Below are 22824 nucleotides of genomic sequence, written 5' to 3' on the forward strand. Positions count from 1 at the left end.
TAACGCAGGGGTCTTGCTTTTCCGCTCCCGGTCCCACAAAGGTATCCACTCACTCCATTGAACCAACGCCGGAGTCCCGGCCGCAGCGCCTCAAAGAGCCCCCGTCCGTGCCCGCCGTCCCCTGGGGAGTCGTCCCATGACCGTGGATCCCTCGACACCGCCCGCCGCCCCCGAGGCGGACGACTATCTGCAACGCCGGGCCCTGCGCCGCGGCAGTGCCGGCTGGCTGCTGCTGACCGGCCTCGGCGTCGCCTACGTCGTCTCCGGCGACTACTCGGGCTGGAACTTCGGCCTGGCCGAGGGCGGCTTCGGCGGCCTGGCCATCGCCATGCTGCTGATGGGCGCCATGTACACCTGCATGGTGTTCGCCCTCGCCGAGCTCTCCTCGATCCTCCCCACGGCGGGCGGCGGTTACGGATTCGCGCGCCGGGCCCTCGGCCCGTGGGGCGGCTTCCTGACGGGGACGGCGATCCTCATCGAGTACGTCCTGGCACCCGCCGCCATCGTCATCTTCATCGGGGACTACGTCGAGTCGCTGGGCCTGTTCGGCCTGGAGTCGGGCTGGCCGGTGTACCTGGTCTGCTTCGCGATCTTCCTCGGCATCCACCTGTGGGGCGTCGGCGAGGCACTGCGCTTCAGCTTCGTCGTCACGGGCATCGCGGTGGCCGCGCTGGTCGTGTTCGCGGTGGCCGCCCTGCCCTCCTTCGACCTCTCCTCGCTCGACGACATCCCGGTGGACTCCGCGGCGCTCGGCGCGAGCTCGTGGCTGCCGATGGGGCTGCTCGGCATCTGGGCGGCGTTCCCGTTCGGCATGTGGTTCTTCCTGGGCGTGGAGGGCGTGCCCCTGGCCGCCGAGGAGACCAGGGACCCCGCCCGTACCCTGCCGAAGGCGATCCGCTGGTCCATGGGCATCCTGGTGGTCCTCGCGGTGGTCACCTTCTTCGCGGCGGCCGGAGCGCGCGGTTCGGCGGCGGTCCAGGACGCGGGCAACCCCCTCGTCGAGGCGCTCCAGCCGGACGGCGAGGCGACCACGCTCAGCCGGATCGTGAACTACGCCGGCCTCGCGGGCCTGGTGGCCTCGTTCTTCTCGCTGATCTACGCCGGCTCGCGCCAGTTGTTCGCGCTCTCCCGCGCGGGCTACCTGCCGAGGTTCCTGTCCCTGACCAGCAGCCGCAAGGCTCCCTACCTGGGTCTGCTGGTGCCCGGGGTGGTCGGCTTCGGCCTGGCCGCGGGCACGGGCGACGGCGCGCGGTTGCTGAACGTCGCGGTCTTCGGCGCCACGATCAGCTACGCGCTGATGTCCCTGTCGCACATCGTGCTGCGCCGCCGGGAGCCGGGGCTGCCGCGGCCGTACCGCACGCCGGGCGGTGTGCTGACGTCCTCCGTGGCCCTGGTGCTGGCCTGCGCGGCGCTGGTGGCCACCTTCCTGGTCGACGTCACCGCCGCGTTCATCGCGCTCGGTGTGTACGTCGTGGCGGTGGCGTACTTCGGCCTCTACAGCCGTAAGCGGCTGGTGGCGAAGGCACCGGAGGAGGAGTTCGCGGCGCTGGCCGCCGCCGAGGCAGAGTTGGTCAGGGACTGAGGCCGGCCGGTCCTGCGGCCCCCTGGTCCTCGTCCGTTCTCATCTCTTCGCCCAAGGAGCACAGCGTGACCAGGCCACTCATCGGCGTCAGCACCTATCTGGAGCCCGGGGCACGCTGGGGCGTGTGGGAGCTGGACGCGGCGCTGCTGCCGGCGGCGTACCCACGCCTGGTGCAGCGGTCGGGCGGCCTCGCGGCGATGCTCCCGCCGGACGCCCCGGACCACGCGGCGGCGGCCGTCGCCCGCCTGGACGGCCTGGTGATCGCGGGCGGTCCGGACGTCGACCCGGCCCGCTACGGCGCCGAACGCGATCCGCGCACCGGCCCGCCCGCCCGGGAGCGCGACGCCTGGGAACTCGCGCTGGTCGACGCCGCGCTGGCGGCGCGGGTGCCGCTGCTCGGTGTCTGCCGGGGGATGCAGCTGCTGAACGTCGCCCTCGGCGGCACCCTCGTGCAACATCTCGACGGGCACGCGGAGGCCGTCGGGGTCTTCGGCGGTCACGCCGTCAAGCCGGTCCCGGGAACCCGGTACGCGCGTGCCGTACCGGAGGAGGTGACCGTCCCGACGTACCACCACCAGTCCGTGGACCGGCTCGGCACGGGTCTTGTCCCGTCGGCCCACGCGGCGGACGGGACGGTCGAGGCCGTCGAGCTGCCCGGCTCCCCGTGGGTGCTGGGGGTGCAGTGGCATCCGGAGATGGGTGACGATCTGCGGGTGATGCGGGCGCTGGTGGAAGCGGCCGGGTGACCGCGGGCGGTGGTGGCGGCCGGGTGACCGGGGTGCGCCGGGGGCGCTCATCTCCCCTTGGGTGACTTGCGCGTCAGCCCCAGCAGTTCCCGCGCCGGTCCCGCCGGGCGGTGGCCGGTGCGCCACACCGCCCGCAGGTCCCGCCGCAGCAGTACGCCGTCCACGGGGACGCTCACCAGGCGCCGGGTCGCCAGTTCCTCGCCCACGGCCAGTTCGCTCAGCACCGCGGGTCCCGCGCCGCCGACCGCCGACGCCTTCACGGCCGTGGTGGAGGACAGCTCGATCAGGGGACGGGCGAGTCCCCCGAGGGCGGCGTCCAGCACCTGGCGGGTGCCCGACCCCTTCTCCCGCAGGACCAGCGGGGTCGCCGCCAGTTCCGCGGCCCGCAGGGGCCGGCGCCGGCGGGCCCAGGGGTGTCCGGGTGCCGTCACGACGACGAGGTGGTCGTGGGCGACGACCACCGAGTCCAGCCCCGCCGGAACCGTCAGGCCCTCCACGAAGCCCAGGTCGGCCTCGTCCGACAGCAGCCGCTGCGCGACGGCCGCCGAGTTTCCCGCGAGCAGCGACACCGCCGTGTCCGGCCGCCCCGCCCGCAGCGCCAGCAGCCAGCCCGGCAGCAGATACTCCGCGATGGTCATGCTGGCCGCGACCCGCAGCCGCGAGTCCCGCCGGTCCCGCAGGGCCTGCGCCCCCACGTCGAAGGCCTCCGCCGCCTCGACGACCCGCCGCGCCCAGTCCGTGACCAGCACTCCGGCGTCCGTGAGCCGGGAGCCGCGCGGCGAGCGGTCCACCAGCGCCACTCCCAGCTGCCGCTCCATGGACCGGATCCGGCTGCTCGCCGCCGGCTGCGTGACCCCCACCTCCCGGGCGGCCGCGCCGAGGCTCCCCAGCCGCGCCACGGCCAGCAGCAGCTCCAGCGCCCCCAGATCCGGCACCCGGTGTGCCAGCGACCCCACCCCCGGGGACGTCCGCCCGCTGCCCTGCCCCTCCGCACCGCTCATAACCCCACCTTATGCCCCCATAGAGCAGTGGTCCCTGGTGGCGACCCCCGGCCGGCGTCACGGTGAGGACATGGTCACCGCCGCCCACCCTCTGCCGCGCCCCGCCGGGCGTGCCCTCGCGGTCCGTCACCTCGGGCCGAACTGGTACGCCTCCGTCATGGGCACCGCCGTGGTCGCCTCAGCGGGCGCCGCGCTCCCTGTGCGCCTCGCGGGCCTGCGCACCGCCTGCGCGGCCTTCTGGGCCCTGTCCCTGGCCCTGCTGGCGGCGCTGCTCGTCGCGCGCGCCCTGCACTGGACCCACCATCGCGACCAGGCGCGCGCCCACCTCCTGGACCCGGCGACGGCACCCTTCTACGGCTGCCTGGCGATGGCCCTGTCGGCGGCCGGCACCGCGACGATCACCGTGGGGCGGGACTGGATCGGCACCGGGGCGGCGGTGGCTCTCGGCGCCGTGCTGTTCACCGCCGGGACGGTCCTCGGGCTGGCGGCCGCCGTGACCGTCCCGTACCTGATGGCCGTACACCACCGGCCGGATCCACGGCAGGCGACTCCGGTCTGGCTGCTGCCGCTGGTCGCGCCGATGGTGTCCGCGGCCGCCGGGCCGCTCCTCGTGCCGTATCTGCCGCCCGGGCAGGCGCGGGAGGCACTGCTGCTCGCCTGCGTGGCGCTGTTCGGGCTGAGCCTGCTCGCCACCCTGCTCACCCTGCCCGTGATCTTCGCCCGCCTGCTCACCGCCGGGCCGCTGCCCCTCGCCCTCACCCCCACGCTGTTCCTGGTGCTGGGCCCGCTGGGGCAGTCCACGACCGCCGTGGGCAACATCGCGGACGCCGCACCCTACGGCGACAGCGTCCTCGTCGTGCTGTACGGCGTGCCCGTGATGGGCTTCGCCCTGCTGTGGGCCGTACTGGCGACCGCGCTGGTGGTGCGGGCCCGCCGGCTCGGGATGGGCTTCGCGATGACGTGGTGGGCGTTCACCTTCCCCGTCGGCACCTGCGTGACCGGCGCCGAGGCCCTCGGCCGGCACACCGGGCTCACCGCCTTCGACTGGCTCGCGACCGGCCTGTACGGCGTCCTGGTCGCCGCCTGGGCCGTGGTCGCCGTGGGGACGGCGCGCGGGCTGCTCATCGGCAGGCTGCTCGCAGGGCTTCGTCCAGCACCCGTGGCGCCTCGGCCAGTGACGGCCCGTACCACGTGAGATGCCGTCCGCTGACGAGCGCGCAGGGCAACCCCGGGAAGGCCTCCGGGCCGTCGTCGGCGGCGAAGCGGTAGGGCTCGTCCGGCAGGACCACCACGTCCGGGGCGGTGGCCCGCAGGGCGTCCAGGGGAACCTTCGGGTAGCGGTCCGCGTCTTGCGCGTACCGGTGGTCGACGCCGAGGCGGGCCAGGACGTCGCCCGCGAAGGTGTCACGGCCCAGCACCATCCAGGGGCGCCGCCAGATCGGCACCACGGCCGTCACCCGCGGGTCCCGCGCCGGTGGCCGCGCCCAGGCGGCCTCCGCGTCCCGCAGCCACGCCGGGCGCGGCCCGGCCCCGCAGGCGTCCAGCACGCGGGCCAGCTCCCGGAAGGCCTGCGGCACGTCGCGCACCTCGGTCACCAGGACCTCGACGCCGGCCGCGCGCAGGGCGTCGAGATCCGGGGCGCGGTTCTCCTCCTCGTTGGCGACCACCAGGTCGGGGGCGAGCGCGAGGACGCGGTCGATCGCGGGGTTCTTGGTGCCACCGACACGGGTGACGTCGAGGTCCGCCGGGTGGGTGCACCAGTCGGTGGCGCCGACCAGGACGCCGGGCACGGACACCGCGACGGCCTCCGTCAGGGAGGGCACCAGGGAGACGACGCGCACAGCCAGGTCCTATCGGTGCCGGTCCTGGACGGCCTCGATGTGCTCGGCGACGGCGACGACGAGCACGCGCGTGTCCGGCACGGTCGCCCGCCAGCGGTGCCGCACTCCCCCGGTGAGGTACAGGGTGTCGCCGCGGCCCAGGCGGTAGGCGCGGCCCTCCGCCTCGATCTCGACGGCGCCGTCGGCGACGTACATCAACTGGTCGTTGCGGTACTGGAATTCACGCCCCGCCTCGTGGTCCCCGGTGAACTCCGAGGCGTGCATCTGGTGGTGACCGCGCACCAGGGAACGCACCTGCGGGAAGGGACCCGGCTCGGCGGTGTCGGCGCGCACCACGTCGACACTGCACGCCGGGTCGGCGGCGGCGAGGAGTTCCACGGCGGTGGTGCGCAGGGCGTCGGCGACCTTCTCCAGCGAGCTCTGGCTGGGCCGCGCGCGGTCGTTCTCGACCTGGCTCAGGAAGGGGACCGACAGGCCACTGCGGTCGGCCACGACGGCGAGGGTGAGCTCCAGGGCGCGACGGCGCCGCCGCACGGCCGCGCCCACCCGAAGGGGCTGCTCTTTGTGGTCGCCCATCGCTCCGGCTCCCTCCTTCGCTCGTCGCCGGTCCTCGTACGCCGCTGTCCGGGCGCACCCCTTTCTGATGAGTTCTCTGCACCCTACGCATGTTCGGCAAACCGTTGCATGCGCCCGTCACGTCGCCGTCACGCAGCGTGGCCCGGGACCTCACAGTTCGCGCCACCGGAACAGCCCCACGGCGGCGCCGGCCGCCGGGCTCCTCCTGCGGGGCGAACACGCTGACCAGCGGACCGCACTCCGCCGTGCACCACAGGGCCGCGCCGGTAACACCACGACCCTGACCATCGATCAGTACGAGCCTCGCGCTGTTCTGTTCAATGCGCGACCGGTCACCGATGTTCCCGCCGCGGGCCTGAGCCGGCAAGGGGGCCGGGCGCCCCGCAAGTCCGGCCGGAGGCGCGGAAGTTGACGCCGAGCCCAGGTGATGGCGTAGCGCTGCGTGGTTGTCCGGATCCTTTTCGTACGTACGGTGCACTCCGCGTGCCCGCCACACCACGAGGGGTGGGCGCGAGGCCACACACCGCGCGTGTGTGCCTCGCCGCCCACCCCTCGCCCCGGCGGCCGGGCCGGTCAGGTCACCCGGCCGCCTGGCTCTGCCCCTCGCCCACCGGGGCCCACTGGTCGACCAGGCCGGGGTGCTGCTTCAGCCAGGTACGCACGGCGTCCTGCTCCTGCCCCTTGCCGGCCTTCTGGATCTGCGCCTCCAGGCCGGTGAGCTGCTGCTCCGTCATGGAGAAGTTCCGCAGCCACGCGCCGACCCGGGGGTTGTCACCGGCGAAGCCCTTGCGCGCGAGGGTGTGCACACCGTCGCCCTTGCCCCAGGCACCCTTGGGGTCCTTGAGCTTCTTCAGGTCGTAGCCGCTGTACGCCCAGTGCGGCGACCAGAGCGTGACCACGATCGGCTGCTTCTTGGCGTACGCCCGCTTGAGCTCGGCGAGCATCGCGGGCGTGGAGCCGTCGACGACGTCGTAGGACTCCTCGAGCCCGTACTCCTTGAGCACCTTGTCCTTGAGCATGCCCATCATCCCGGCGCTCGGCTCGATGCCCACGATCTTGCCGTCGACGTCGGAGGCATGGTTCTTCAGGTCCTCCAGCGAGTTCACGTCCTTCATGTAGGACGGGACGGTCAGCTCGAGCGAGGTGGGGCCGAACCACGAACCGAGGTCCTCCAGCTGCCCGCCGTACTTCTTCCAGTACTCGGCGTGCGTGGTCGGCAGCCAGGAGTCGGTCTGGAAGTCGATCTGGCCGGTGGCGAGACCGGTGTACAGCGGTCCGGCGGTGTACTGCGTGGTGGTGACCTCGTAGCCGCGCCGCTCCAGGATCTCCTTCCACAGGTACGTCGAGGCGATGCCCTCGTCCCAGGGGATGTAGCCGAGCTTGATCTCCTTGCCCTTGCCGACGTTCGTGGCGGAGGCCTCGGCGGTGCCGCCGGAGGAGCCGAAGACACCCATCCCGCCGGCGACCAGCGCGAGGACGACCGCGCCGACCACCGCGACGACCGGGCGGGGGCGGTGGTCCCACACCCGGCGCTCACCCGCTGTGCGGGCCCGGGCGGCGGCGCGCCGGCCGAGCGGGGAGATCTGCTCGCCGAGCGCGCCGGTGATCCGGTCCAGGTAGATGGCGAGGACGACGATCCCGAGGCCCGCCTCGAAGCCGAGGCCGATGTCGAGCTGGCCGATCGCCTCGTTGACGGCGCCGCCGAGACCGCCGGTGCCGACCATGCCGGCGATGACGACCATCGACAGGCCGAGCATGATGACCTGGTTGACGCCCGCCATGATGGTCGGCAGGGCGAGGGGCAGCTGCACCCGCAGCAGGGTGTCGCGCGGCGTGGTGCCGAACGCCTCGGCGGCCTCCACGAGTTCGGCGTCGACCTGGCGGATGCCCAGTTCGGTCATCCGGACACCGGGGGCGAGCGCGAAGATCAGGGTGGCCACGACACCGGCGGGCACGCCCATGCCGAAGAACAGGATCGCCGGGATCAGCAGCACCATCGACGGCATCGTCTGAAGCAGGTCGAGGACGGGCCGTACGAAGGCGCTCACGGTCCTGGAACGGGCGGCCCAGATACCCAGCGGCACGGAGATCACCAGGGCGATCACGGTCGCCACGATCACCAGGGACAGGGTCGACATGGCCTGTTCCCACAGGTCCAGCGAGTCGATGAGGGCGAAGCCGGCGAAGGCCAGGACCCCGCCCAGCAGGCCGCGCAGCCACCAGGCGAGCACGGCGAGGATGCCGGCCAGGAGCAGCGGCTCGGGGGCGGTGAGGACATCGCTGATGCCGTTGTACATGCCCTCCACGACGGCCTTGACCGCGTCGAAGAGCCAGGCGAGGTGGGTCACGAGCCAGTCGACGCCCGAGTCGACCCAGTCGCCGAGGCGCAGCCTAGGCATCGGTGGTCACCGCCTCTTCGCGCGGCCGGCCGCAGGCCGTGGGCCGCGCGCTCCGCTCGTCGCCGAGGAAGCCCACGAGGCGCTGTTTCGGCACCACGCCGACGAGCTTGCGCTGCGGGCCGAGCACGGCGACGGGATGTGTCACACGGGCGCTGATCGCGCACAGCTCGGTGAACGGCGTGTCGGGCGTCGCGGTCTCACAGCCGCAGTCGGCCTCGTCGCCGCGGACGCCGGCGTCCATGACCGCGCCGGCGGTCAGCACGCGGGAGCGGTCGACGTCCTGGATGAAGGAGGCGACGTAGTCGTTGGCGGGGCGCAGCAGGATGTCCTCGGCGCTGCCGGTCTGCACGATCCGGCCGTCGCGCATGACGGCGATCCGGTCGCCCAGGCGCATGGCCTCGTTCAGGTCGTGGGTGATGAAGACGATGGTCTTCTTCAGCGTCCGCTGCAGCTCCAGCAACTGGTCCTGCATGTCGCGGCGGATCAGCGGGTCCAGCGCGCTGAAGGACTCGTCCATCAGCAGCAGGTCGGCGTCGGTGGCGAGCGCGCGGGCCAGGCCGACGCGCTGCTGCATGCCTCCCGACAGCTCGTCGGGCCAGGAGGTCGCCCAGCCGTCCAGTCCGCACAGGGCCAGCGCCTCGCCGGCGCGGCGCTCGCGCTCGGCGCGGGGCACGCCCTGCACGGCCAGGCCGTAGGCGGCGTTCTCCAGCACGCTGCGGTGCGGGAACAGCGCGAAGTGCTGGAAGACCATGCTGATCTTCTTCGCACGGACCTCGCGCAGCGCACGGCCGGACAGCGCCGTCAGGTCCTGGCCGTCGAAGCGGACCGCTCCGGCGGTGGGCTCCAGCAGCCCGTTGAGCATGCGCAGCAGGGTGGACTTGCCGGATCCGGAAAGACCCATGACGACGAAGATCTCGCCCGGTTCCACGGTGAAGGACGCGTCGATCACGGCGGCGGTGGTCCCGTCGGCCCGCAACTCCTCCCGGTCGGCTCCCGCGCGGAGCCTGTCCACTGCCTCGTCCGGTCGTCTGCCGAACACCTTGTAGAGATGCTGGGCCTCAAGCCTGGATGACACGCGTACCTCTCGTCTCGGCGGCAAGGATGGGAGACGAAGGGCCGCAAACGGTTGAAAATGCAACTTGCCTCGCTCCGAGGCGGCGCCTGCCCAGATGCGTCCCACCCAAACGCAGCCGTGATCCGCTTCACAGGGCGTCGCGCCTGCCACGCCCCGCACAGGAGCCCGTGCCTGCCGGTGGGGTACGGCATGATGCGGGACGTGACCGGACGACTGATGCTCCTCGACACCGCCTCGCTCTACTTCCGCGCCTACTTCGGCGTCCCGGACTCCGTGAAGGCACCGGACGGCACCCCGGTGAACGCCGTGCGCGGTCTGCTCGACTTCATCGAGCGGCTGGTCCGCGACCACCGGCCCGCACACCTCGTGGCGTGCATGGACGCCGACTGGCGCCCGAAGTGGCGGGTCGACCTGATCCCGTCGTACAAGGCGCACCGGGTCGCCGAGGAGCAGGAGGTGGGGCCGGACGTCGAGGAGGTGCCGGACACGCTGTCACCGCAGGTGCCGGTCATCGAGGCGGTCCTGGACGCGCTGGGCATCGCGCGTGTGGGGGTCGAGGGCTACGAGGCGGACGACGTCATCGGCACGTTCACCGCACGGGCCACCGGCCCGGTCGACATCGTGACCGGCGACCGGGACCTCTACCAGCTGGTGGACGACGCACGGGGCGTGCGGGTGCTGTACCCACTGAAGGGCGTGGGCACCCTGCAGCTCACGGACGAGGCATGGCTGCGCGAGAAGTACGGCGTCGCCGGCAGTGGGTACGCGGATCTGGCCCTGCTGCGCGGCGACCCCAGCGACGGCCTGCCGGGCGTGCCGGGCATCGGCGAGAAGACGGCCGCCAAGCTGCTCGCCGAGTTCGGCGACCTGGCCGGGATCCTGGCCGCGGTCGAGGACCGCGGGGCGAAGCTGACGCCGGCCCAGCGCAAGCGGCTGGACGAGGCGCGGCCCTACCTCGCGGTGGCGCCGACGGTCGTCCGGGTGGCGGCGGACGTGCCGCTGCCGGACGTCGACACGACCGTGCCGCGCACACCGCGCGACCCGGCGGCGCTCGACGCGCTGTCGGGGCGCTGGGGGCTGGGCGGCGCGCTGCAACGCCTCCTCACCACGCTTGAATCGTGACGATCCGGGCGACTCGGACTCATACACTTGAAAACCCTGGGGACGCACTCGAACAGGCAGGAGGCGTCTGCGGGGCGGAGGTGCTAGCTTAGGTAAGCCTAAGTTATTCGGATCAGGGAGGCCGTCATGGCAGAACGTCCGGCCCGCCAGCAGCGCAAGGCTCACTCCGCTCAGGTCGTCCGCACCGAGCGGCTGACCCCTCACATGCAGCGAGTGGTCCTCGGCGGCGACGGCCTCGCCGAGTTCGAGGCGGGCACCTGCACCGACCACTATGTGAAGCTGCTGTTCCCGGCCGAAGGCGCGTCCTACCCGGTCCCCTTCGACCTGCAGCGGATCCGCGAGGAGCTCCCCCGCGACCAGTGGCCGGTCACCCGGACGTACACCGTGCGGTCCTGGGACCCCGAACTGCGCGAGCTGACCCTGGACTTCGTGCTCCACGGCGACGAGGGCCTGGCCGGCCCCTGGGCGATGCGCGCCCAGCCCGGGGACACCCTGCGCTTCCTGGGCCCCGGCGGTGCCTACGCGCCCGACCCGAGCGCCGACTGGCATCTGCTCGCCGGTGACGAGAGCGCGCTGCCCGCGATCGCCGCCGCCCTGGAGTCGCTTCCCGACGGCGCCGCGGTGCGGGCCTTCATCGAGGTCGCCGGTCCCGAGGAGCAGCAGAAGATCGACTCGGACGCGGAGGTCGTGTGGCTGCACCGCGGCGACCGCCCCGTCGGCGAGCTGCTGGTCGAGGCTGTGCAGGCACTGGAGTTCCCCGACGGCCGGGTGCACGCGTTCGTGCACGGCGAGGCGGCCCTCGTGAAACAACTGCGCGCGCTGCTGCGCCTGGAGCGCCAGGTCCCGCGCGAGGACCTGTCCATCTCCGGCTACTGGCGGCTCGGCCACAACGAGGACGGCTGGCAGGCCTCCAAGCGGGAGTGGAACGCCCGCATCGAGGCGGAGCAGGAGACCGGCCCCGGGGCGACGGCCGCGTAGCCGGCCATGCGGGAGGCGGCGGCACCTCGCGGGGTGCCGCCGCCTCGCCGTTCACGCGGCCTGCCGCCCCGGGAGACCGCCCCGGGCGAGCGCCTAGGCTGGACGGTCATGAGACGCAGGACCCGCATTCCGCCCTCCCCGTTGCCGCAGCGCCACGGGGTGGACCCGGTGCGGGTGCGGCTGCCCTTCGACGGCCCGTGGGCGACCGTGCGGGAGCATCTGGTGGAGCGGCTCACGGGAGCGGGCGCCGGAGTCGTCGACGGGATGTTCGCCTCGGGCCTGATCGTCGGGGCGGACGGCACGGCGGTGGCGCCGGACGCGGCGTACGAGCCGGGGATGTTCGTGTGGTTCCACCGGGAGCTGCCCGACGAGGTGCGGGTGCCGTTCCCGCTGGAGGTCGCCTACCGCGACGAGCACATCGTCGTCGCCGACAAGCCGCACTTCCTGGCCACCACCCCGCGCGGCAGCCATGTCACCGAGACGGCGCTCGCCCGGCTCCGCCACGAGCTGGGGATCCCCACGCTCACCGCCGCGCACCGGCTGGACCGGCTGACCGCCGGGCTGGTGCTGTTCACGGTGCGGCCCGAGGAGCGGGGCGCCTACCAGACGCTGTTCCGGGACCGGCTGGTGCGCAAGGTGTACGAGGCGGTGGCACCGTACGATCCGGGGCTCGGCCTGCCCCGGACCGTGCGCAGCCGGATCGTGAAGGAACGCGGCACGCTGACCGCCCGCGAGGTCGAGGGCGAGCCGAACGCGGTGAGCCGCGTCGAACTGATCGAGCACCGGGCGGATCTCGGCCGGTACCGGCTGGTGCCCGGCACCGGACAGACCCATCAGCTGCGGGTGCACATGAACGCGCTGGGCGTACCGATCCTCGGCGACCCGCTCTATCCGGTGGTGACCGGCCCCGTGCCGGCCGGTGACTTCCGGCGCCCGCTGCAACTGCTGGCGCGGGAGCTGGAGTTCACCGACCCGGTCACGGGACTGGCACACGCCTTCCGGAGCGGACGTACGCTGACGGCCTGGTCCGCGGGTGCGGAGTGGGGCGCCCGGCGGGAGGCCTGAGGGGCCCGGTCGGCTGAAGGCCTGAGGGGGCCGGTCGGCGGCCTGACCGGACCGGTTCGGCGGGAAGCCCGACCGAACCGGCAGGCAGAGGGCCTGAGCGGACCGGCCGGCTGAACGCCTCAGCGGACCGGCCGGCTGAACGCCTCAGCGAACTGGCCGGCTGAAGGCATCAGCGGACCGGCCCGCAGCAGGCCCGAACTGGCCGCTCCGCAACGGGAGCGAAGCCGACCGGCTCCCAGCAACCCCGAAGCGGACCGCACCGCAACCGGAGCCAAGCCGACCCGCCCCCAGCAACCCCGAAACAGACCGCACCGCAACCGGAGCCAAGCCGACCCGCCCCCAGCAACCCCGAAACAGACCACTCCGCGACGGCCCGAAGTGCGCGTCAGTACCCCCGCCACCAGCGCAGGAACCGCTGCCAAGCGCCCGGCCTGCGCGTGCCGACCGGTTCCGCCACGGGCGCGGGCTGCGCGGGGTGCCCGGGTACCCCGGTGGCGGTGGCCGCCAGGTCCGCGGGGGCGGGAACGGGCTCGGCGGCGGGCGCCGGCTCGGGGACCGCGGTGCCGACCTGCCAGTCGGTGCGCTGGCGCGGCACGGACGAAAGACCGGGCTTCTCCATCACTTCCTGCTGCGGCTTGGGTCCGAACCGCACGGGCAGTTCCACCAGATGCCGTGAGGAGATCGACTCGGCCCAGTCCAGGTCCTCCTCGTCGCAGTCGAGTTCGACGTCCGGCAGCCGCATCAGCAGCGCGTCCACCCCGATGTCGGCGATGGCACGGCCGATGTCCTGGCCCGGGCACTCGTGCGGGCCACCGCCGAAGGCGAGGTGGGAGCGGTTGCCCTGCATGTTGGCGGTGAGGTCGGGACGCACCCGTGGATCGACGTTGCCCGGGGCCGGGGCGAACAGCAGCCCGTCGCCCTTGCGGATCCGCTGGCCGCCCAGCTCCGTCTCCTGCTTGGCGAAGTAGGCGAAGACCGCGCTGAACGGCGGCTCGTCCCACAGGGACTGCTCGACCGCCTCGGGCACGGTCATCTGCCCGCCGTTGAGCTGGGCCCGGAAGCGCGGGTCGGTGAGCACCGTGCGCAGCACGTTGGCCAGGAGGTTGGCGGTGGCCTCGTAGGCGGCGATGAGGACGACCCGCAGATGTTCACGGACCTCGTCGTCTGTGAGGCCGGCGGGGTGGGTGACCAGATGGCTGGTGAAGTCGTCCTCGGGCTGGGCACGGCGCTGGGCGGCGAGCCGTCCGAGCGCGTCCACGATGTACTGGTTGCTGGCGATCGCGGTCTCGGTGCCCCTGAGCATGTCGCGGGCGGCGTGCACGATCCGGTCGCCGTACTCGTCGGGCATGCCGAGGATCTCGCACATCACGGCCATCGGCAGATGGTCGGCGTACTGGCCGACGAGGTCGGCCTCCCCCGCCTCGCAGAACCGGTTGACGAGGATCTGGGTGTAGCGGGTGATGTGGCGGCGCAGGCTGCGGAAGTCGATGGTGGAGACGGCGCCGGTGACCGCGCCACGCAGCCTGAGGTGCTCGTCGCCCTCGGCGTGCGAGCAGATCGGCTGCCAGGCGATGTGCGGCATGAGCGGGTGGTCGGGCTTGACCATGCCCTCCAGCAGCGGGCTCCAGATGCGGCTGTCCCGGGTGAACTGCGTGGGCGAGCGCACCATGTGCAGGTTCTCGGCGTGGCCGAGGACCACCCACATCGGGACGTCGTCGTGCAGCAGGACCGGCGCCACGGCACCGTGCTCGGAGCGGAGTTTCTCGTACAGGGCGCCCAGGTCGCGCGCGTCGGGGCCGTAGAGCCGGTGCAGCCCGCCGGGGCCGAGGTTGTGCGCGGGGCAGCCGGGTGGCGGGGTGATGCCGAGGTCGTCCGTGTCGGTCGTGGAGTGGGATTCAGGCGTCACAGCGAGTCGCTTTCGGAGACTGTGGGGGGACCTTGTCTGGGCAGTGGGGCCGCGGCGGTGCGGGTGGCGTCAGGTGAGCTGGCCCGTCATCGCGAGGGAGTGCAGGAAGCGCATCAGCGTCATGAGGACCTCCTTGCTGGAGGCGCGGCGCCGGGCGTCGCACTCCATGATCGGGATCTCCTCGGACAGGTCGAGCGCGGCGCGCAGTTCGGGGAGGGGGTAACGGGGGCCGTCCGGGAAGGTGTTGACGGCGACCACGAAGGGCACGCCGCACTCCTCCAGCCGGCCCATGACGTCGAAGCTGACCTCCAGCCGGCGGGTGTCGACCAGGACGACCGCACCCAGCGCGCCCTCGAACAGGCCGTTCCACAGGAACCAGAAGCGTTCCTGGCCGGGCGTGCCGAAGAGGTACAGCACCAGCTGGTCCGTGATGCTGATGCGGCCGAAGTCCATCGCCACCGTGGTGGCGGTCTTGGAGTCGGAGCCGTAGTTGTCGTCGACCCCGACGCCGGCCTGCGTCATGGTCTCCTCGGTGGTCAGCGGTTTGATCTCGCTGACCGAGCCGACCATGGTGGTCTTGCCGACGCCGAAGCCGCCCACGATGACGATCTTCACCGCGGCCTGTGCCGTGTGCGGCAGATGGTCCTCGGTGCGTGGGCCCGGGATCGTCTCAGAGCTTTTGAAGTCCATGCATCACCGCTTCGAGGATGGAACGGTCCGGCAGCGCCTGGCGGACGACCGGGGCGCGTGCCTGTACGAGTTCGGCCGTCAGCATCTGGGTGAGCAGCACGGTGATCACGCTGAACGGCAGGCTGAGGTAGGCCGACAACTCGGCCACGGAGAGCGGGGCGGCGCACAGCCGGAGCACCGCCGCCTGTTCCGGGCTGGTGGACGGCTTCGGCTCGGCGCGCGCCACGATCAGCGTGACGAGGTCGAGCTCGGCGCGGTCACCGTCCACCTCGCCGATCACGAACAGGCGCTCGGGGTTGGAGGGCTTTCCGTCCTTGCCCTCCGTGCCGTCCGTGGGGCCGTCGCCCGCGCCGCCCGCAGGGGGGGACGGCTGCGGCAGCGGTGGCGGCTCCTGCCTCGGGGAGCGCCGCTTGCGTTTCGGAGGAGTCATACGGCCTTCCCGTTGCGCCTCGGCGGACTGGTCAGGTGGGGACCGATCCGGTCGACCAGGTCGCGCATCTGGGCGCTCATCAGCCCCGGCTCGGCGACGATGTTGGAGAGCACCGCGAGATAGGCGTTGGGCCCCGCGGCCATCAGGTAGAAGTAGCCGCCGTTGACCTCGATGAGCACCATGCGCATCTGACCGTCGCTGGTCGGGATCTCGTCGGCCACGGCGCTCGCGAGGCTCTGCAGTCCGGCGCAGGCCGCGGCGACCCGGTCGGCGGTGTCCGGGTCGCCGCCGTGGCGGGCGATACGCAGTCCGTCGGCGGAGAGCACCACGATCATCTGGATGCCCGGCACGCCCTTGGCGAGGTCCTGGAGCATCCAGTCGAAGTTCGCTCGGTACGCCATCAGTTGGGGTCCCTCTCGTGGTCGGCCTGGGCACTGGCCGGCTGGTCGGTCGGCTGGGTGGACGAGCCCGGCTTCGGCCGCTTGAGCCCCTCCATGAACGCCTCGACCCACATTCCGGGCGGGGGCTGGTCCTCGGGCTCGGGCTTGGGTTCGGGGGCGCCCCAGACGGGCCGGGGTTCGCGGCCCTCCCGCTCGGCGGCCTCCTTCTCGGCGCGCTCGGCGGCGTACTGCTCGCGGATCCGCTGGCTGAGCGGTGTCTTCATCCGGCTGCGGCGCTGCGGAAGGCCGCCCGCGGTCCACTCGGTGACGACCGGGACGTCGTCCTCCATCGAGACCGAGGCGGGGATCTTCGGGCTGGTCGGACGGCGCCGCTTCGGCGGCCGCTTGGGGCCCTCCAGCGCGTCGGGCGAGACGTTGGGCACGGAGGTGGCGCCGATGCCGTGGGCGAGTCCGACGCCGGGCTCGTCGGTCAGCATGTTGCTCGGCACGATGACCACGGCACGGACGCCGCCGTACGCCGAGGAGCGCAGCGCGACCTGCATGTCGTACGCCCGGCACAGCCGGCCCACGACCGCGAGGCCCAGGCGCGGGGCGTCACCGAGGTCCTGGAGGTCGACGCCGGCCTTGGCCCGCTCCAGCATGCCCTCGATCCGGGCGCGGGCCTCCTCGCTGAAGCTGACGCCGGCGTCCTCGATCTCGATGGCGATGCCGGTCTGCACCTGGACCGCGGTGACGTGCACGTCCGTGTGCGGCGGCGAGTAGCGGGTGGCGTTGTCGAAGAGCTCGGCGCAGGCGTGGATGACCGGCTCGACATAGATGCCCTTGACGCTGATGCGGCAGATGTTGTCCAGCTTGATGCGCCGGTACTCCAGGATGCGCGACATGGCGCCGCGCAGCGTGCTGTAGAGCGACACCGGCAGGGGCCACTGGCGGCCGGGGCGGCCACCGCCGAGGACGGAGATGGAGTCGGCGAGGCGGCCGATCAGCGCGTTGCCGTGGTCGATGCGCAGCAGGTCGTCGAAGACCTCGGGGTTGCGGCCGTGGTCCTCCTCCATCTCCCGCAGTTCGTTGGCCTGCTGGTGGACGATCGCCTGGACGCGCCGGGCGACGCTGACGAAGGACGCCGCCGCGGAGTCGCGCAGGGCTTCCTCGTGGTCGACGATGCGGATGAGCTTCTTCAGCAGCTGGCGCTGCGGGTCGGGCATGTCCCGGAACACCGGGTCGATCAGGCTCAGTTGGCGGATCACCTCCACCGCGGTGACACCACCGGCCATCCGCCGCAGCGCGGTCGGGACGACCTCCTCGCCGAAGCGGACCCAGTCGTCGTGATGGGCGGTGATACGCCGCTCCAGGGACGCGCTGTGACGGGCGTGCTCGGCCTGCGCGTCCCGCAGCGCGCGGCCGCGGCGCACCGCCTCGGACGCGGTGGCGATCACCAGAAGCGTGGCGACGACGCCGCACAGGGCGACCGCGGTCCGGGCCGAGGGCGTCACCAGGGCGACGGCGGCACCGGTCGCCGCGGCCATCAGTATCGCCGGGAGCAACAGCACGCGCGCGTATGGAAGTTCACGGCGTGCGGGTGGGGATTGAACACTCACCATGTGGGCCCTCTGAAAGCAGTCGGCGGGGAGTCTGGGGGGCTTGTGGGGGTATGCGTCATGGGACTGTTGGGATCATCAGGATTTTTGGGAACAAGCGCACGAATACACCGCAACTCGGTGCGCTGCGGGCGAGCTTAGTCCGACCGGATCATCGCCGTGTCATATTCAGCAAGCACCTGAAACGGGGCACGCAACAGGAGTACGCTCGGCCCCATTTGCACGCTGGGATCACATTCGAACACGGTGCGTAACGGTGTTCTGGCATGCGAAAGCCACTCACCGTGATGAGTGAAACGGCCGGTCGGCGGACCGCCTCAGGGGTGCGGGGAGCTACGCGACCGCAGCCCGCCCCGCACCCGCCGGGCGCGACATCACCCCACCGACGAGTAGGCGACGACCCCCCGCAGCAGCCCCTCTACGGCCTTCCGCGCGTTCTTCACGACGGTCGACCCCTGAGGCGCCGCCGCCGAGATCTGCCCGAGCACGTCGATGACCTGCTTGCACCACCGCACGAAGTCACCCGCCGGCATCTCCGCCTCGCGCAGCACCTCGTCGAGCCCCTTGCCCGAGGCCCACATGTACGCGGCCCAGGCGAAGCCCAGATCCGGCTCCCGCTGTCCGACCCCCTCGGTCTGGGTGATCCGGAAGTCCTCCTCCAGCGCGTCCAGCCGCCCCCAGATCCGCACCATCTCACCGAGCGCGGCCTTCGCCTTGCCCGAGGGCAGCTTCGGCGCCATCGCGTCGTCACTGACCCGCGCCTCGAACACCAACGCCGAGACACACGCGGCGAGTTCCGCCGGCCCCAGGCCTTCCCAGACCCCCTCGCGCAGACACTCGCTGGCGAGCAGGTCCAGCTCGCCGTACAGCCGCGCCAGCCGCTTGCCGTGCTCGGTGACCTCGTCACCGCGCAGATAGTCCAGCTCGGTCAGCAGCGCGACGATCCGGTCGAAGGTGCGGGCGATGGTGTTCGTCCGGCCCTCGATCCGCCGTTCCAGCTGCGAGGTGTCCCGCAGCAGCCGGTGGTACCGCTCCGCCCAGCGGGCGTGGTCCTCACGGTCGTTGCACCCGTGACACGGATGGGCCCGCAGCGCGGCCCGCAGCCGAGCGATCTCCCGGTCGTCCGCGGCCTGCGACCGCCGCTTGCGCTGCCGCTCCGGCGCGATGTGCCCGGCCTTGCTGCGCAACGCCGACGCCAGATCGCGCCGCGACTGCGGTGAGCGTGGGTTGAAGGACTTCGGGATCCGCATCCGCTCCAGCGCCTCGACCGGCACCGGGAAGTCGATCGACGCCAGCCGCTTGACCTGCCGCTCCGCGGTCAGCACCAGGGGCCGCGGCCCGTCGTGGTACTCGAAGCCGCGGTGGCCGTTGGACCGCCCGGCCGGCAGCCCCGGATCCAGCACCAGCGCCAGCCCCGCGTACTTCCCGCTGGGCACGTGGATGACGTCACCGGGCCGCAGCCTCTCGAGCGCGACGGCCGCCTCGGCCCGGCGCTGCGCCGCGCCCTGCCGCGCCAACTCGGTCTCGCGGTCCTTCAGTTCGCGCCGCAGCCGCGCGTACTCCTCGAAGTCCCCGAGGTGGCAGGTCATGGACTCCTTGTAACCTTCGAGCCCTTCCTCGTTGCGCTGAACCTGCCGCGAGATCCCCACGACCGACCTGTCGGCCTGGAACTGGGCGAACGAGGTCTCCAGCAGTTCGCGCGAGCGGTGCCGCCCGAACTGCTCGACCAGATTGACCGCCATGTTGTATGACGGCTTGAAGCTGGACTTCAGCGGATAGGTCCGCGTCCCGGCCAGTCCCGCGAGGTGCTCGGGGTTCATCCCCCGCTGCCACAGCACCACGGCGTGACCCTCGACGTCGATGCCGCGCCGCCCCGCACGCCCGGTCAGCTGCGTGTACTCGCCCGGGGTGATGTCGGCGTGCTGTTCGCCGTTCCACTTGACGAGCTTCTCCAGCACCACCGACCGCGCGGGCATGTTGATGCCCAGAGCCAGTGTCTCGGTGGCGAACACGGCCTTCACCAGCCCGCGGACGAACAGTTCCTCCACGACCTCCTTGAAGGTCGGCAGCATGCCCGCGTGGTGGGCGGCGATGCCCCGCTCCAGGCCCTCCAGCCACTCGTAGTACCCGAGCACGTGCAGGTCCTCCGCCGGGATCGAGGCGGTCCGCTCCTCCACCAGCGTCCTGACCTGTTCCCGGGCCTCCTCGTCGTTCAGCCGCAGCCCGGCGTACAGGCACTGCTGGACGGCGGCCTCACAGGCGGCGCGGCTGAAGATGAACGTGATGGCGGGCAGCAGCCCCTCCGCGTCCAGCCGCTCTATGACCTCGGGCCGGCCCGGTGTCCAGATCCGCGAGCGCTGCCGCCGCTCCCGCTCCCGGTCGGCCTCACGCATCGCGCGGCCCCGTCTGCGGTCCTGGTACGACGGCCGGCTGGCCTCCATCCGCGCCATACGCGTCAGGTCGGGGTTGACGGCCTTGCGGTGGCCCTCGCCCTCCTCGAACAGGTCGTACATCCGGCGCCCGGCGAGCACGTGCTGGAACAGCGGTACGGGCCGGTGCTCGGAGACGATCACCTCGGTGTCGCCACGGACGGTGTCGAGCCAGTCGCCGAACTCCTCGGCGTTGGACACGGTCGCGGACAGTGACACCAAGGTCACGGACTCGGGAAGATGGATGATCACCTCTTCCCAGACGGCGCCACGGAACCGGTCGGAGAGGTAGTGCACCTCGTCCATCACCACATAGCCGAGGCCCAGCAGGGTCTGGGAGCCGGCGTAGAGCATGTTCCGCAGCACCTCGGTGGTCATCACGACCACCGGGGCGTCGGAGTTGACGCTGTTGTCGCCGGTGAGCAGGCCGACCTTGGCGGTGCCGTAGCGCCGGCACAGGTCGTTGTACTTCTGGTTCGACAGCGCCTTGATGGGTGTCGTGTAGAAGCACTTTCTGCCCTGCTGGAGGGCGAGGTGGACGGCGAACTCGCCGACGATCGTCTTGCCGGAGCCCGTGGGCGCCGCGACCAGCACGCCCTTTCCCGCTTCGAGTGCCTCGCAGGCCTCGATCTGGAAGGGGTCGAGGCCGAAGTCGTACATCTCGCGGAAGGACGCGAGCGCTGTGGCCTGCTCGGCGGCGCGCCGACGCGCCGCCACGTACCGCTCGGCCGGTGAGAGGTCCTCAGTCATCGTGCTTTCGAGCGTACCGGCCCGCACCGACAACAGGACGATCATTATCCGGATCCGCTTTCCCGAACCCGGCGATACGCCCAGCTCAGCGCCTCACGACCCGGAACCCGCCGGCCCCGGTGCACCGTCGGGGCAGGTCTCGGACCACCCCCGTGACGCCCGCGGCCTCAGGTCACGTCGTCGTACCCGTTGACGCGGTCCTTGCCCGACTGCTCAGGAAGGGCGCGGCTCGCGCTGACGGTCTCCACCTCGCCAATGGTCTCCGGCGTGAGGTCCAGCTCGGAGGCCTCGTCGGCGGCGGGTTCCAGCGCCTCGCGCCGGCGCCGGCGCCGGTCGTTGAGCAGGGAGACGGCCACGGCGGCGAAGTACAGGATCCAGATCGGCCCGGCCAGCGCCAGCATGGTCAGCGGGTCGGTGCTGGGCGTGGCGATCGCCGCGAAGACCGTGATGCCCATGATCATCGCCCGCCACCAGCCGAGCATCCGCCTGCCGGAGATGGCGCCGGTGAAGTTGAGCATGACCAGCAGCAGCGGCAGCTCGAAGGAGAGACCGAAGACGATCACCATGCGCGTGACGAGGTCGAGCAGGTCGTCGAGCGGCAGCAGGTTGTCCACACCGAACGGCGTGAACTCGATCAGCACGTTGGCGGTGGTGGGCAGCACCTTGTAGGCGAAGAAGGCGCCGCCGAGGAAGAGCGGGAAACCGGTGCCGACGAACGCGTAGGCGTACTTCTTCTCGTGCCGGTGCAGGCCGGGGGCGACGAAGGCCCACAGCTGGTAGAGCCAGACCGGCGAGGCCAGCACGACGCCGGCCATCAGGGACACCTTGAGCGCCAGCGTGAACGGCGCGAGCAGACCGTTGATCGTGATCTGGGCGCACGGCTCGGTGTTCTCGGCGGAAGCCGCCCGGGCCAGCTCCTCGAACGACTGCGAGCAACCGACCGAGTCGAGGATCGGTTCGGTGAAGAAGTTGATGATGTCGTTGTAGAAGAAGGCGGCGACGACCGTGACGCCGACGACGGCCAGCAGGGCCTTCGCGAGCCGGTTGCGGAGCTCACGAAGGTGCTCCGCAAGGGGCATCCGCCCCTCGGGATCCTTCTCCTTGTTGCGGGCAGGCTTCAGCAACCCACGTTCCCATCTCGTGCGGCAGGCCGGGGGGTCTCCGGCCCTGCGTCAGCGCTTGGTCGTGTCCGTCGGTTCGTTGACCGGGCGGGAGCTGGACACGTCGCCGGGCGAGGCCTGGATGATGCGCTGGGCCGGGGCCTGCTCGTCGTTGTGGGGCGGGTCGGCCGGGGCGGAGGTCTTGTTGTCGTCCTTCATCGCCTTGGCCTCGCTCTTCAGGATCCGCGCGGACTTGCCGAGAGAGCGAGCCATGTCCGGAAGCTTCTTCGCGCCGAACAGCAGGATGATGACGACGAGGATGAGAATGATCTCGGGGGCTCCGAGCCTTCCGAACATAAGCCTTTACCTTCTCACCGAGGCGGGTGGGTGGGTGCTGTCCGGCCGGCCGGACAGCTGTCCGAACGGCCGTGCTGACAGCGATCGTAACGCTCAGGGGTGAACGTGAGGCAATCCCCGTGCGTACGCCCGGTCCACGGCCCGGGCCTCGTTCTCCGGGCCGCGATCAGCAGCGTACCTGCCGCCTGGGGGAAGTTGACAGGGCGAAGCGACCCAAAGGGACATCAAGCGCAGGAATCACCGGCCGGCTCAGGACACCTCACAGCGCGTCCACGGACCGGGCCGTACTCATCGCGGACCGCTCCAGGTCCTCCGCGGCCCGGTTGATGCGTCGCGCGGACTCCGACACCTGCCTGCCCAGACGCTGGGCCTCCACGAAGACCCGGACGGCGAGCACGCCGAGAACGGCGATCCCCAGGAAACCCACAGCTACCGCGAACATCGGCCAGAACATGCCCCTGAGCCTAGGGCCTGCCGCGCCCCGAGCGCGCACAAATGCGCCGGCACCGCTACAGCGTGGAGTGCAGCCGCAGGGTACGGACCCCGCCCCCGGTGAGCAGCTCGACCACCCGCTCCCCCGCCGGCTTGCGGACGGACGCGCCGCACTCCGGGCAGGTGAAGGAGTAGAAGGTCGTACGGCTCGTGGCGCCGATGGCCAGGCGCAGGGCGCCCGCGGCGAGCTCGAAGCGGCCCCGGCAGTCCGGGCAGCCGGCCCGGAACACCACGGGAGCCACGCCTCTCATCCCCGCGAACGCGGACGCCACCGTCATCTCCCGCA

The 22824-nt window shown here is 71.9% G+C and carries 21 protein-coding genes; 6 read left to right on the forward strand and 15 right to left on the reverse strand.

The features are described 5' to 3' along the window. Window positions 1-136 precede the first annotated feature (136 nt). Window positions 137-1582 (forward strand): ethanolamine permease, encoded by a 1446-nt coding sequence (gene eat, locus ACIHCM_RS19750; protein WP_399897370.1) that lies wholly within the window; start codon window positions 137-139, stop codon window positions 1580-1582. A gap of 65 nt (window positions 1583-1647) precedes the next feature. Beyond that, entirely contained in the window at window positions 1648-2328 is a 681-nt protein-coding gene (locus ACIHCM_RS19755) for a gamma-glutamyl-gamma-aminobutyrate hydrolase family protein (RefSeq protein WP_399897373.1), read from the forward strand. 47 nt (window positions 2329-2375) lie between these two features. Here the strand turns inward: ACIHCM_RS19755 and ACIHCM_RS19760 are convergent, their stop codons facing one another. Beyond that, complete coding sequence (locus ACIHCM_RS19760) at window positions 2376-3329, reverse strand: LysR family transcriptional regulator (protein WP_399897376.1); 954 nt, start codon at window positions 3327-3329, stop codon at window positions 2376-2378. Window positions 3330-3399: 70 nt separating this feature from the next. On the opposite strand from ACIHCM_RS19760, the gene ACIHCM_RS19765 reads away from it, so the two are divergent. After that, window positions 3400-4524, forward strand: a complete 1125-nt coding sequence (locus ACIHCM_RS19765) for a TDT family transporter (protein ID WP_399897379.1) — start codon at window positions 3400-3402, stop codon at window positions 4522-4524. On the opposite strand, the gene ACIHCM_RS19770 is transcribed toward ACIHCM_RS19765, so the two are convergent. The 4 genes from ACIHCM_RS19770 to ACIHCM_RS19785 all read right to left on the reverse strand — a co-directional run bounded on the left by ACIHCM_RS19770 (window position 4451) and on the right by ACIHCM_RS19785 (window position 9220). Beyond that, window positions 4451-5170, reverse strand: a complete 720-nt coding sequence (locus tag ACIHCM_RS19770) for a helical backbone metal receptor (protein WP_399897382.1) — start codon at window positions 5168-5170, stop codon at window positions 4451-4453. The two genes, ACIHCM_RS19765 and ACIHCM_RS19770, sit on opposite strands and share 74 nt — an antisense overlap. A gap of 9 nt (window positions 5171-5179) precedes the next feature. Further along, complete coding sequence (locus ACIHCM_RS19775) at window positions 5180-5746, reverse strand: helix-turn-helix domain-containing protein (RefSeq protein ID WP_399897385.1); 567 nt, start codon at window positions 5744-5746, stop codon at window positions 5180-5182. A gap of 578 nt (window positions 5747-6324) precedes the next feature. After that, the gene (locus ACIHCM_RS19780; RefSeq protein WP_399897388.1) at window positions 6325-8145 is read right to left on the reverse strand and encodes an ABC transporter permease/substrate binding protein; all 1821 of its coding nucleotides are present in this window, start codon (window positions 8143-8145) and stop codon (window positions 6325-6327) included. Further along, the gene (locus tag ACIHCM_RS19785) at window positions 8138-9220 is read right to left on the reverse strand and encodes a glycine betaine/L-proline ABC transporter ATP-binding protein (protein WP_399897391.1); all 1083 of its coding nucleotides are present in this window, start codon (window positions 9218-9220) and stop codon (window positions 8138-8140) included. The genes ACIHCM_RS19780 and ACIHCM_RS19785 overlap by 8 nt, the downstream gene beginning before the upstream one ends. A 177-nt stretch (window positions 9221-9397) precedes the next feature. Here ACIHCM_RS19785 and ACIHCM_RS19790 point away from each other — a divergent pair, with 177 nt between their 5' ends. The 3 genes from ACIHCM_RS19790 to ACIHCM_RS19800 all read left to right on the forward strand — a co-directional run bounded on the left by ACIHCM_RS19790 (window position 9398) and on the right by ACIHCM_RS19800 (window position 12385). After that, window positions 9398-10342: a 5'-3' exonuclease H3TH domain-containing protein gene (locus ACIHCM_RS19790; RefSeq protein ID WP_399897394.1), complete on the forward strand. Its 945-nt coding sequence runs from the start codon at window positions 9398-9400 to the stop codon at window positions 10340-10342. A 126-nt stretch (window positions 10343-10468) separates the two neighbouring features. Continuing rightward, window positions 10469-11320: a siderophore-interacting protein gene (locus ACIHCM_RS19795; protein ID WP_399897397.1), complete on the forward strand. Its 852-nt coding sequence runs from the start codon at window positions 10469-10471 to the stop codon at window positions 11318-11320. 108 nt (window positions 11321-11428) lie between these two features. Beyond that, the gene (locus tag ACIHCM_RS19800; RefSeq protein WP_399897400.1) at window positions 11429-12385 is read left to right on the forward strand and encodes an RluA family pseudouridine synthase; all 957 of its coding nucleotides are present in this window, start codon (window positions 11429-11431) and stop codon (window positions 12383-12385) included. Window positions 12386-12770: 385 nt separating this feature from the next. On the opposite strand, the gene ACIHCM_RS19805 is transcribed toward ACIHCM_RS19800, so the two are convergent. The 10 genes from ACIHCM_RS19805 to ACIHCM_RS19850 form a co-directional block, all read right to left on the reverse strand. Further along, on the reverse strand, window positions 12771-14291 hold the full coding sequence (locus ACIHCM_RS19805) for a cytochrome P450 (protein WP_399897403.1): 1521 nt from the start codon (window positions 14289-14291) through the stop codon (window positions 12771-12773). A 69-nt stretch (window positions 14292-14360) separates the two neighbouring features. After that, window positions 14361-14981 carry a GTP-binding protein gene (locus ACIHCM_RS19810; protein ID WP_399897406.1) on the reverse strand — a complete coding sequence of 207 codons (621 nt, stop codon included), beginning with the start codon at window positions 14979-14981 and terminating at the stop codon, window positions 14361-14363. Further along, complete coding sequence (locus ACIHCM_RS19815; RefSeq protein WP_399897409.1) at window positions 14962-15411, reverse strand: DUF742 domain-containing protein; 450 nt, start codon at window positions 15409-15411, stop codon at window positions 14962-14964. Before ACIHCM_RS19815 ends, ACIHCM_RS19810 begins: the two co-directional genes overlap by 20 nt. Beyond that, on the reverse strand, window positions 15408-15815 hold the full coding sequence (locus ACIHCM_RS19820) for a roadblock/LC7 domain-containing protein (RefSeq protein WP_189699588.1): 408 nt from the start codon (window positions 15813-15815) through the stop codon (window positions 15408-15410). The genes ACIHCM_RS19815 and ACIHCM_RS19820 overlap by 4 nt, the downstream gene beginning before the upstream one ends. Further along, window positions 15812-17413, reverse strand: coding sequence for an ATP-binding protein (locus ACIHCM_RS19825; RefSeq protein ID WP_399897412.1), 1602 nt, complete (start codon window positions 17411-17413; stop codon window positions 15812-15814). The genes ACIHCM_RS19820 and ACIHCM_RS19825 overlap by 4 nt, the downstream gene beginning before the upstream one ends. Window positions 17414-17784: 371 nt before the next feature. Then, the gene (locus ACIHCM_RS19830; RefSeq protein ID WP_399897415.1) at window positions 17785-20634 is read right to left on the reverse strand and encodes a DEAD/DEAH box helicase; all 2850 of its coding nucleotides are present in this window, start codon (window positions 20632-20634) and stop codon (window positions 17785-17787) included. A 122-nt stretch (window positions 20635-20756) separates the two neighbouring features. Further along, window positions 20757-21713 carry a twin-arginine translocase subunit TatC gene (tatC, locus tag ACIHCM_RS19835; protein WP_399897418.1) on the reverse strand — a complete coding sequence of 319 codons (957 nt, stop codon included), beginning with the start codon at window positions 21711-21713 and terminating at the stop codon, window positions 20757-20759. Window positions 21714-21761: 48 nt separating this feature from the next. Continuing rightward, window positions 21762-22046 (reverse strand): Sec-independent protein translocase subunit TatA, encoded by a 285-nt coding sequence (gene tatA / locus ACIHCM_RS19840; RefSeq protein WP_399897421.1) that lies wholly within the window; start codon window positions 22044-22046, stop codon window positions 21762-21764. A 259-nt stretch (window positions 22047-22305) separates the two neighbouring features. Continuing rightward, a complete protein-coding gene (locus ACIHCM_RS19845; protein WP_399897424.1) occupies window positions 22306-22500 on the reverse strand; it encodes a hypothetical protein in 195 nt (64 codons plus the stop codon). A gap of 55 nt (window positions 22501-22555) precedes the next feature. Then, the gene (locus ACIHCM_RS19850; RefSeq protein WP_399897867.1) at window positions 22556-22816 is read right to left on the reverse strand and encodes a hypothetical protein; all 261 of its coding nucleotides are present in this window, start codon (window positions 22814-22816) and stop codon (window positions 22556-22558) included. Between the last annotated feature and the right edge of the window lie 8 nt (window positions 22817-22824).

The sequence above is a fragment of the Streptomyces sp. NPDC052023 genome (assembly GCF_044548465.1).
GTDB lineage: Bacteria > Actinomycetota > Actinomycetes > Streptomycetales > Streptomycetaceae > Streptomyces.